This is a genomic window from Streptomyces xiaopingdaonensis (assembly GCF_000262345.1).
Lineage (GTDB): Bacteria > Actinomycetota > Actinomycetes > Streptomycetales > Streptomycetaceae > Streptomyces > Streptomyces xiaopingdaonensis.
This window is the reverse complement of record NZ_AJTQ01000375.1, coordinates 1-9,466: the sequence shown is the minus strand read 5'-3', so window position 1 is coordinate 9,466 and position 9,466 is coordinate 1. Positions and strand designations below refer to the sequence as shown.

Genomic DNA, 9,466 nt, shown 5'->3' with positions numbered 1-9,466 from the left:
CCCCCACCCAGCCCGCCCACCCCCGGCTACGACATCAGCACCGCAGCTCCACGCCCCCGCAACGCCCGCTCCCGAACAGCCCGGCAACCATCACCCAACCCCCGCACCCGCCGAGCTGGCTCAGCCACGCACCGCCAGCACGGCGGCAACCAACGGCGCCTCACCCGGACCGTCCGTCCCCGCCTGCCGCCTCACCGCCCCACCGCGCATCGCGCGGCCCTGTTCGGCCCGCATCGCTCGTGCGGCCTCCACCAGCGAGGCCCCCGTGGTGAGGAGGTCGTCGACGAGCACCACCCGCCGACCAGCGAAGAGCCGAGCGCTGCCGGGGCAAGCCACCAGCGCACCGCGGAGGTTGGCCATCCGCTCCGGCGCCGACAGCCCGGCCTGGTCCGTCACCGGGCGGCACTGACGCAGCACCGGCAGCACACGCGCGGGCTGCCCCTGGAGCGTCAGCTGCCGTACGGCAGACCGCGCGATCCGCAGCGTCGGGTCGTGCCCGCGCCGCCGCACCGACCGACGCGAGGAGGGGACGGGGACCAACGCCACCTCCCCGGGACGGGTGCCGCGCAGCGCCGCACTCACCGACCTCGCCAACAACTCCCCGAGCAACCCGGAAAGACATAGAACACCCCGTTCTTTGTGCGCGAGCAGCACCGCTCGCGCTTCGTCCCGATAGACCAACGATCCGTGGACCCGCGGCAGTCCGGCAGGGAGCGAGGACGGCCGCACCCGACGCGGCACCGGCCCACGCAGCGCCTCCTGGCACGCCTCGCAGAGGCGGTCACGCACCAGGGGACGCCCGCAGCCGGCACAGCCCGTGGGCAGGACGAGTCCTTCGATCTCCAGCCGGAGCCCCTGCAACAGCTCCCGCATGACCGGCACTCTTCCAGCACGCCAGGAGGTACACCACGCTTGTGGATAACCCGGAAATCGACGAAACAGCAGGCCAACGCCCTGGAAGCCTGGATTCCGGATATTCGCTCACCGGGAAGAGCGAGAAATCCACACGGAGTTGACCCCGCCACTCACCACAGCAGCCCCACCCCTCACAGGCAGCACCGCACACCGTCCCTCATCCGGGATAGGCAGGCGAAGAGTCCCTCCCCGACAGCATCTTCCAGTTGGCGTCCGGAGGCAGCCGCACAATCCCCTCCCGGGTCTCCGCCAGCAGCGGCCGACTCTCCTCCTCCGAGGCGGCGACACCCGTCACATCGTTGATCCCCGGAAGCGTCGGCTGGTCCGAGATGGACCCGTCCGTCTCCAGGTACTGCAACTGCTGCACACCACCGGACTCGCGCCCCACCACCACCAAGGTGCTGTGCCCGGCCCACGACGCCGAGACGACGTCCTCCAACTGCGGTGCCAACGGCCGCAGATCGGCCACGGCCACCTGCGGCTCCTGCAACGACCCGCCCCGCTCGACGCGCCCGAGCCGCAGCGACCTGTCCCCCGCCGCGTCCCGTACCTGCAACGCGATCCGCACGCCGTCGGAGGCGATCTTCACCGCCTCGATCCGCTCGTCCTTCCCCAGGTCCGCGACCGGCACTTCCTCGGGGTCCTCACGCCCCCCGCGCACGCGCATCAACCGCGGCTGCTCCGGGTCCTGGTCCGCGACCCAGAGATCGCCGAGCCCGTCCCAACTGGGCGCCGTCAGACGGTCGCTCTCCGTCTTCGCCTCGCTGCTCACCACGGGTTCGCGCAGCGCACCACCGCCGTCCTCGATCGAGGCGACGTACAGTGCCCGACGCCCCCGCGTCACCGCGGCCGCCTCGCCCTCCGGACGGTTGACCGCGACCGCACCCATCTCGACCCCGCCGCTCCCCAACGGCCCGCCCACCGGCTGCGAACTCTCGCTGCGCACGCCGAGCGAGGCCACGCGGTGCTCCTCGTCGATGAGGTAGGCGCGCTTCGCCCGCCCGTTGAGGCGCCCGGGCTCGTAGTCGTCGGCGATCTCCCGCGTCTGTTCGCAGACGAGGCCGCCGTCAGGATCGTTGAGGACCACCTTGCTCACTTCGGCCGACGCCTGGCTCTGAACGGTATGGAGCACCTGCGCGGCCATCCGCGCGCACTGCGTGCGCCCGGCGTTCGCACCCTCGGCGTTCAAGCGGACCGTCAACGCACCTGAGTCGTCGAGCGAGAGGTGCTGCCCCGGCACCAGCCGCGTCCCCGGCGGGAACGAGGAAGAGACGACTGGCGCCATCCAGTTGGAAGGCCCCTTCAGCAGGGCCTTGACGGTCTCCGTTACGGCGTTGATCCGGCGCCGCAGGTAGACGGGGTCGGCGACGAGCACGTCTTCGCCCCGGGTCACCGACTCCGCATCCGGGCCGAGGCTCGCGAAGTAGTAGTTGTTGATCGGCCGGTAGATGCGCTGGAAGTCGGACTCACCGAGGACGAGTCCGTCCGGCAGACTGTCGATCCGCCACTCGCCCTCGACCTTCGTCAGGTGGAAGTCCTTGCGGTACGTGCCGTCCGCGGGCGAGTAGGCGGAGTTGGCGTCGATCTCCGCGATCCGTCGCCCGGTCACCTCGACCGTATAGCCGTCCCCGGTCGAAAGCTCGGTGCGCGACTTGCGCGCACTCGGTCCCCCGGCGAGAACCGTCGTCGCCTCGAAGGGCTTCCAGCTCTTCGCCATCTCCTCGGTCAGATACTCCCTGGCCGTACGGAAGGCGGCCTCGTCGCTGGTGGTCGCCTCCAGGAAGCCGCGGACGATCTCCCGCGCCGACTCCCCCTTCTGCGGACTGACGCTGAAGACCCGCACCTGCGCGTCCCCTTGCGCGCTCTGCGACGGGCTGACCCGGTTGACGCTCCCCCCGTCCGGCATGGACGCGCACCCCGTCACCAGCAGCACGAAGGCGGACAGCAGCACGGCGGTACGCCGTCCCCCGGCGTGCGTCATCACCCCGCCGGCGCGCACCCGGCCACGCCACAACTCACTCCGCACCGTCACGACCTCCTCCGGCGCTCGCCACCGCGTCCTCGTGCGAGCCCGCGCCACTCTCCGGCGGGGGACGAAGCCCCCGACGCCGCCTGGAGTCCGAGGGCTCCAGCGGAAGTGGGGAACTCCGCAACGTGTCCCCCGCGTACGCCGGCAGTGTCAACCGGAACTGCGAGCCGTCCCCCGGACACCCCCACGCCTGCAACCAACCGCCGTGCAACCGTGCGTCCTCGAGCGCGATGGAGAGTCCGAGCCCGGTACCCCCCGTCGTACGCGCCCGCGCCGGGTCCGCGCGCCAGAACCGGTTGAAGACGCGCTCCGCCTCACCCGGCCTCAACCCCACGCCGTAGTCCCGCACGGCGACAGCCACCGCTCCCCCACCGGACGCGAGCCGTACGACGACGTCGCGCCCCTCCCCGTGCTCGACGGCGTTGTCGACGAGGTTCCGCAACACCCGTTCGATCCGCCGACCGTCGGCCTCGGCGACCGCGGCCCGCCCGTCCCCTTCGATGAGAATGCGGCTGCCCTTGCGGTCGGCGAGCGGCTCCGCGCCCTCGGCGACGCGTGCGGCGAGATCCCCGAGGTCGACGGGGGACGGCTCCAGGTTGGCCGCACCCGCGTCGAACCGGCTGATCTCCAACAGGTCGGAGAGGAGCGACTCGAACCGGTCGAGCTGGCTCAGCAGCAGTTCGGCGGAGCGCGCCGTCGCCGGGTCGAAGTCGTCGCGCGCCTCGTGGATGACGTCGGCCGCCATCCGCACCGTGGTGAGCGGGGTGCGCAGCTCGTGCGAGACGTCGGAGACGAAGCGCCGCTGCATCCGCGACAGCTCCTCCAGCTGCTGGATCTTGCCCTGCAGGTTCTGCGCCATCTTGTTGAAGGATTCCCCGAGCCGCGCGATGTCGTCCTCGCCCGAGACCTTCAGCCGCTCCTGCAACCGTCCGGCGGCGAGCCGCTCGGAGATCCCCGCAGCCATCCGCACCGGCGTCACGACCTGGCGCACCACGAGCCACGCGATCGCCCCCAGTAGCACGAGGAGAAAGACGCCCGCCGTCGCGATCGTCCCCTTGACGAGGCTGAGGGACTCCTCCTCCTGCGTGAACGGAAAGACGTAGTAGAGCTGGTACGGGTTGCCCCGCGCATCGTTGAGCCGCTTGCCGACGATCAGCGCCGGATCGCTCCGATCGCCCTGCCAGTAGACCCGCGCGTACCGCTGGTGCGTCCCCGGATGCTCGTCGAGCGCCGTACGCAGATCGACGGGGATGCTCTCCTCAGGCCGCAGATCCCCCGAGGACCTCGGTCCCCGCGTACCGATGCCCCCGCCGACGAACGGCGCGTCGTTGGTCTTCGAGCCGAGCGCCACCACCGAGTAGACGCCCTGCCCGCCGCTCGCGAGCTGCTCGACGAGCGTGTTCAGCCAGGTCCCCGTGTTCTGCACCCGCCCGGTCTGCGCCGACGATTCGCCGCTCCGGCCGCTGCCGCGGTTGCCCGCCGCCGCGTCGGCGGTCTGCTGCGCGGCGAGGAACCCTCCGCTCGCCTGGCTCTGCGCCGTCTTCTCCTTCGCCTCCAGCAGCCCGTTGCGCACCTGCCCGATCACGACGACACCGAGAAGGAGCACGACGACGAGCGACATCAGCAACGTCGCGGCGACCACGCGGAGTTGGATGTTCCGCCGCCACAACCGCAGCACGGGCAGGAGCGGGCGCCGCACCCACCGCACGAAGAACCGCACCATCGGACGGGCCCCGGGCCCCGTGGCCCCTTCCGGGAGCAACCCGTCGGAGAACAGCACCCCGCTGCGCCACAGCCGACCGAACCTCGATACGTCCGACTCGCGGTCCGCGGCGCGGCCCCTGGTGCCGCGGTACTGCGGACCCTTGCGGAACATCTCAGCCGGGCCCCGCCTTGTACCCGACCCCGCGCACCGTCACGACGATCTCCGGCCGCTCCGGGTCCTTCTCCACCTTCGAGCGAAGTCGCTGCACATGGACGTTGACGAGCCGCGTGTCCGCAGCGTGCCGGTAGCCCCAGACCTGCTCCAGCAGGACCTCGCGCGTGAAGACCTGCCAGGGCTTCCGCGCCAGCGCCACCAGCAGGTCGAACTCGAGCGGCGTGAGGGCTATCGCCTGCCCGTCGCGCTTCACCGAGTGCCCTGCGACGTCGATCACCAGGTCACCGATGGCCAGTTGCTCCGGTGCCGGCTCCTCCGACCTCCGCAACCGCGCCCTGATACGGGCGACCAGCTCCTTCGGCTTGAACGGCTTGACGACGTAGTCGTCCGCTCCCGACTCCAGCCCCACGACGACGTCGACCGTGTCCGTCTTGGCGGTGAGCATCACCACCGGAACCCCGGACTCGGCCCTGATCATCCTGCACACGTCGATGCCGTCCCGTCCGGGAAGCATCAGGTCGAGGAGGACCAGGTCGGGTTTGATCTCACGGAATGCGGCCAGCGCCTTGTCGCCGTCGGCCACGAACGACGGCTCGAAGCCGTCTCCACGCAGAACGATGCCGAGCATCTCTGCCAATGCGGTGTCGTCATCAACGACGAGGACGCGTCCCTTCATGCGTTCATCATCCCATTACCCGATCGTGACGTTACCGCTCGTGACGCGGAACACAGCTTCGAGACGCTTTCCGCGTCCACGGGCGAGACCACACCGGCGTCCGTCACGAGCGCCGACACCAACTCCGGCGGTGTGACGTCGAAGGCGGGGTTGTACGCCTGCGCCCCCGCAGGCGTGGTGCGGACGCCGTCCCCGGGCTCGCGTCGGACCGCGCCGGGCGACGGCATTCCGGTCACCTCGTACGCGGGCCGCTGCTCCACCTCGATCCCCGAACCGTCCACGGTTCCGAGGTCCACCGTCGTCACGGGTGCGACCACGACGAAGGGCACCGAGTGGTGCCGCGCGAGCACCGCCAGCGGATAGCTACCGATCTTGTTGGCGACGGAGCCGTCCGCTGCGATCCTGTCCGCACCGATCAGCACCGCGTCCACCAGGCCCGAGGCGAAGAGCGAACCTGCCGCGTTGTCCGCCAGGACGCTGTACGCCATGCCCTCGCGCGCTGCCTCGTAGGCGGTGAGGCGAGCCCCCTGGAGGAGCGGCCGCGTCTCGTCGACCCAGAGCCGACGCAGCCGTCCCACTTGGTGCAACGCCGCCGCCACCGCGAACGCCGTGCCCCGCCCGCCGGAGACGAGCGCCCCGGTGTTGCAGTGCGTCAGCACGCGCAGGCCCCTGCCGGGCAGCAGGTCGTCTAGGAACCCCCGCCCGTGCTCGGCAAGGCGCTCGCTCGCCTCGGCGTCCTCCCGGTGCAGCGCCCTCGCCTCGGCGAGGGCGGCGGCTGCGGCCGCTCCGTCCCCGGCGTCGGCGGCAGCCCGATGGGCCCGCTCGACGCGGCGCGCGCCGAGCGCCAGGTTGACCGCCGTCGGCCGGGCACCCGCCAACTGCTCGGCTGCCACCGCCACATCGAACCCGCGGGCCGCTGCCAGCGCGACACCGTAGGCGCCGGCCAGCCCGAGCACCGGCGCACCCCGTACCGCAAGCGACCGGATGGCATCGACGAGCACGGACACATCGGCGCAGACCAACTCGGACTCCTCGGCGGGCAGTCTCGTCTGATCGAGAAGCACCAGAACCGGTCCGTCCGGCGACTCGTCCCATCGCAATGTCGGCACATGCTGTTCAACCATCCGACCAGTCTGCCCCGCTCGCCCGAAGAGGCAGAAGCCTGCGGCGCCGGGGCCACGCAGGCAGCACAACCGGCCGTGACACGATGGCTGCCACGCGAACACGGCCAGAAACGCGCGACGACGCGGCAACACCGACCCAGAGGTGAGCTCACGTGAACGACTCTCCGGGCTGGGCTTCGCCCGGACCCTCCTCGTCCGACCCCCGTAACGAGAGGGGAGACGGCTCGGAAGGCCGCAACGCTCCCGAGGAGCCCGGGCACGCTTCCGCCGATCGACCCCCCAACTGGTCGGCGAACCAGCCACCTCCGGCCGGAGGCACCTGGGGCGCACCGCCCCCGCCCGGCGGCCCCGGCTGGGGACAGCGGTCCAACCCGGCCTGGCAAGCGGCTCCCGCGCCCCGGCCGGGCATCGTTCCGCTGCGTCCCCTCGGCCTCGGCGAGATCCTCGACGGGACGTTCGGGCTCTTCCGCCGGCACTGGCGTACCGTGCTCGGCGTCTCCCTCGTCGTCGGCGTCGTCACCCAACTCGTCGCAACCCTGGTCATGGGTTTCTGGTTCCGTGACGGAAGCGACCTCACCGCGCTCGACGACCCCGACCCGACCCTCGACGAGATCGCCGAAGCAGCCGAGAGCACACTCAGCGGAAGCCTCGTAACGGGGGTCGTCGGCGTGCTCGGTACGGTGTTCGCCACCGCCCTGCTCACCGTCGTCATCAGCCGTGCGGTACTCGGACGGAACATCACGTTCACCGAGGCGTGGACGGAGGCGCGGCCTCAACTGCTGCGCATGCTCGGCCTGATGCTGCTCGTACCGATCCTGCTGAGTCTGGTGTTCGTGGTCGGACTCGCCCCGGGAACCGCCGTCGTCATGGCCGGCGCCGAAGGGGCCGGTGCAGCACTTCTGCTCCTGGGCGCCTTCGCCGCACTCGCCGTCGGCATCTGGCTCTGGGTGCGGTGGAGCCTCGCCGCGCCCGCTCTCATGCTGGAGAAGCAGGGCGTCGTGTCCTCCCTCAAGCGCTCGACGAAGCTCGTCAACCTCACCTGGTGGCGCGTCTTCGGCATCCAACTGCTCACCGTGGTACTCGTGTTCGTCATCGCGTCGGTCATCCAGGTGCCGGTCAACTTCGCCGCGCTCCTGATCGACGGGGACGCCGTCGGCTCACTCAGCGAAGCGACGGCGATGAGCTGGCCCTACCTCATCACCACGGGCATCGGCGGGGCGATCATCTCGATGCTCACCTTCCCGATCCAGGCCGGCGTCACCGCGCTGCTCTATCTCGACCAGCGCATCCGCCGGGAGGCCCTCGACATCGAACTCGCCCGCGCCGCCGGCATCCCCGGCTACGGCGACTCTGGGCCCCGCTCCTGAACCTGGCAATCCCGGCACCGGCTCACACTGAAACGACGCCGTACCCGGTGGCCACCGCTCTCGAACGGTGACCACCGGGTCGGCGCCCTGCCCGCGGCGAGCACGCCCGGTGCCGCGCGCGCCCCCGTCGCAGCGCCCCCGAAGGCACCGACGCCGCAGGCATGACCAAGGTGAGCGTCTCCCCCGACAACCGCGCCGACCTCCTGACGAAGGCCCAGACGCGACGCACACCCCGGCGCTTCGCAGGTCCCGCCCAACAGTGCGGTCCCCGCGTTTCTTCGGCGGACGTCAAGTCCCGGTCGCCCCGGAAACCACCCGGCGGACTCATCGAACGCCCCCGATGACGCGATCAACCTCGGGCACCAAAACGACCTCGGCAGCACACGGCCGCGAACAACCGCACACCACCACACGGACCGAACTCCGCCTGAAGACCGAACAGCCCCCGCCGGGACCGAACCAACCGGTTGCGACCTGTCGATGTGGGGATCACGAGGCCCAACCAGCCGGACCGCTCCGCCAGCCCTGAGGCTCACGGCCCGGCGGGTGGCTGCTCGGTTGCCTTGAACACTACGCACTCACCCCGCCCACCACAGCCGACGTCCATCACCCAGCACCGCGCCCATTGACCTCAACTCCCCTTGCTGCCAAGGAAGTTGGTCCTCTACGACCTACTGCGACAGCCATCCTCCCGGGTTACCCCCGGGATGACAGCCATCCCCCGATCGACTGGCACCACCCCCGACACCCCACCGAACCACCCACGCACAAACCCGCCCCTCATCTGCTAATACAGCAGCTCGTACCCCTCATCCCCACCGACCACCAACTCCTCGCCCCCCGCACCCCCCTTGCACCCAAGCCCGAGCATCGGCTAGGGCCTCGTCACAGCTCTGGCGCCCCTCACCTCAGGCGCTACGACACAGGGGGCACCACCGGCACGCAGACACCGCCCGTGCGGCCTTCGCCGGAGCCCCGCGCATTGCTGGCCACGTACTGCCGAACCGCCGACAACCAACCCCCGGAGCTCGCACACAACTACCTGGTGCGAACCAACTCAGACACCTGGCCCACCCTCAGGCGAAGAACGGCTCTCCGGGACGACGAGAGCGTCAGCAGACGCGCCGCTCCCTGTGCCAGGGCAGGAGGAACTCCCTGCCGCGACAGAAGACTGGCGCTTCCGCGCAACTGCGCCCCGGAGCAATCAGGGAGCCTGAAGTCCGGGGCGTCGTTCATGCCGGGTTCGTGTCGGGGTTACGGACGCTCTGTGCGCTTCCATGACGGCAGCTAAGCGGAGTAGATCCAGCTTCCTATCGCGACGGACTCCAGAGGCCGCACAGCAGCCAACAGCGGCACCAGAAGGCACCGGGCTCGAACCCACCCCGGGGTCGCCGAAGTTGCCTGAACTAAAACACAAAAAAGGTGGGGAGGGGTGCGGGGGGAAATTTCCCCTCACACTCCCTCCCCACCTTCAAG

General features: G+C 70.5%; 6 protein-coding genes. 1 reads left to right on the top strand and 5 read right to left on the bottom strand.

Translation table 11 applies throughout. The annotated features are described in order from the left end of the window. Positions 1 to 120: 120 nt before the first annotated feature. The 5 genes from UWG_RS0129085 to mtnA form a co-directional block, all read right to left on the bottom strand. Entirely contained in the window at positions 121 to 873 is a 753-nt protein-coding gene (locus UWG_RS0129085; RefSeq protein ID WP_016910717.1) for a ComF family protein, read from the bottom strand. A 199-nt stretch (positions 874 to 1,072) separates the two neighbouring features. Next, positions 1,073 to 2,896 carry an LpqB family beta-propeller domain-containing protein gene (locus UWG_RS0129080; protein ID WP_029391878.1) on the bottom strand — a complete coding sequence of 608 codons (1,824 nt, stop codon included), beginning with the start codon at positions 2,894 to 2,896 and terminating at the stop codon, positions 1,073 to 1,075. 34 nt (positions 2,897 to 2,930) lie between these two features. Further along, positions 2,931 to 4,820, bottom strand: coding sequence for an MtrAB system histidine kinase MtrB (gene mtrB, locus UWG_RS0129075; protein WP_016910715.1), 1,890 nt, complete (start codon positions 4,818 to 4,820; stop codon positions 2,931 to 2,933). A gap of 1 nt (position 4,821) precedes the next feature. Continuing rightward, the gene (gene mtrA, locus UWG_RS0129070; protein ID WP_016910714.1) at positions 4,822 to 5,499 is read right to left on the bottom strand and encodes a two-component system response regulator MtrA; all 678 of its coding nucleotides are present in this window, start codon (positions 5,497 to 5,499) and stop codon (positions 4,822 to 4,824) included. After that, entirely contained in the window at positions 5,496 to 6,623 is a 1,128-nt protein-coding gene (gene mtnA / locus UWG_RS0129065) for an S-methyl-5-thioribose-1-phosphate isomerase (protein WP_050988677.1), read from the bottom strand. Before mtnA ends, mtrA begins: the two co-directional genes overlap by 4 nt. Positions 6,624 to 6,775: 152 nt before the next feature. Between mtnA and UWG_RS0129060 the strand changes: the two genes are divergently transcribed. Then, positions 6,776 to 7,990, top strand: coding sequence for a hypothetical protein (locus tag UWG_RS0129060; RefSeq protein WP_016910712.1), 1,215 nt, complete (start codon positions 6,776 to 6,778; stop codon positions 7,988 to 7,990). Positions 7,991 to 9,466 lie beyond the last annotated feature (1,476 nt).

What these genes read in the sequence shown, in the direction of transcription:
- UWG_RS0129085 (WP_016910717.1), bottom strand. Translation starts at nt 873, where the DNA reads ATGCGGGAGCTGTTGCAGGGGCTCCGGCTGGAGATCGAAGGACTCGTC.
- UWG_RS0129080 (WP_029391878.1), bottom strand. Translation starts at nt 2,896, where the DNA reads ATGACGCACGCCGGGGGACGGCGTACCGCCGTGCTGCTGTCCGCCTTC.
- mtnA (WP_050988677.1), bottom strand. Translation starts at nt 6,623, where the DNA reads ATGGTTGAACAGCATGTGCCGACATTGCGATGGGACGAGTCGCCGGAC.
- mtrB (WP_016910715.1), bottom strand. Translation starts at nt 4,820, where the DNA reads ATGTTCCGCAAGGGTCCGCAGTACCGCGGCACCAGGGGCCGCGCCGCG.
- mtrA (WP_016910714.1), bottom strand. Translation starts at nt 5,499, where the DNA reads ATGAAGGGACGCGTCCTCGTCGTTGATGACGACACCGCATTGGCAGAG.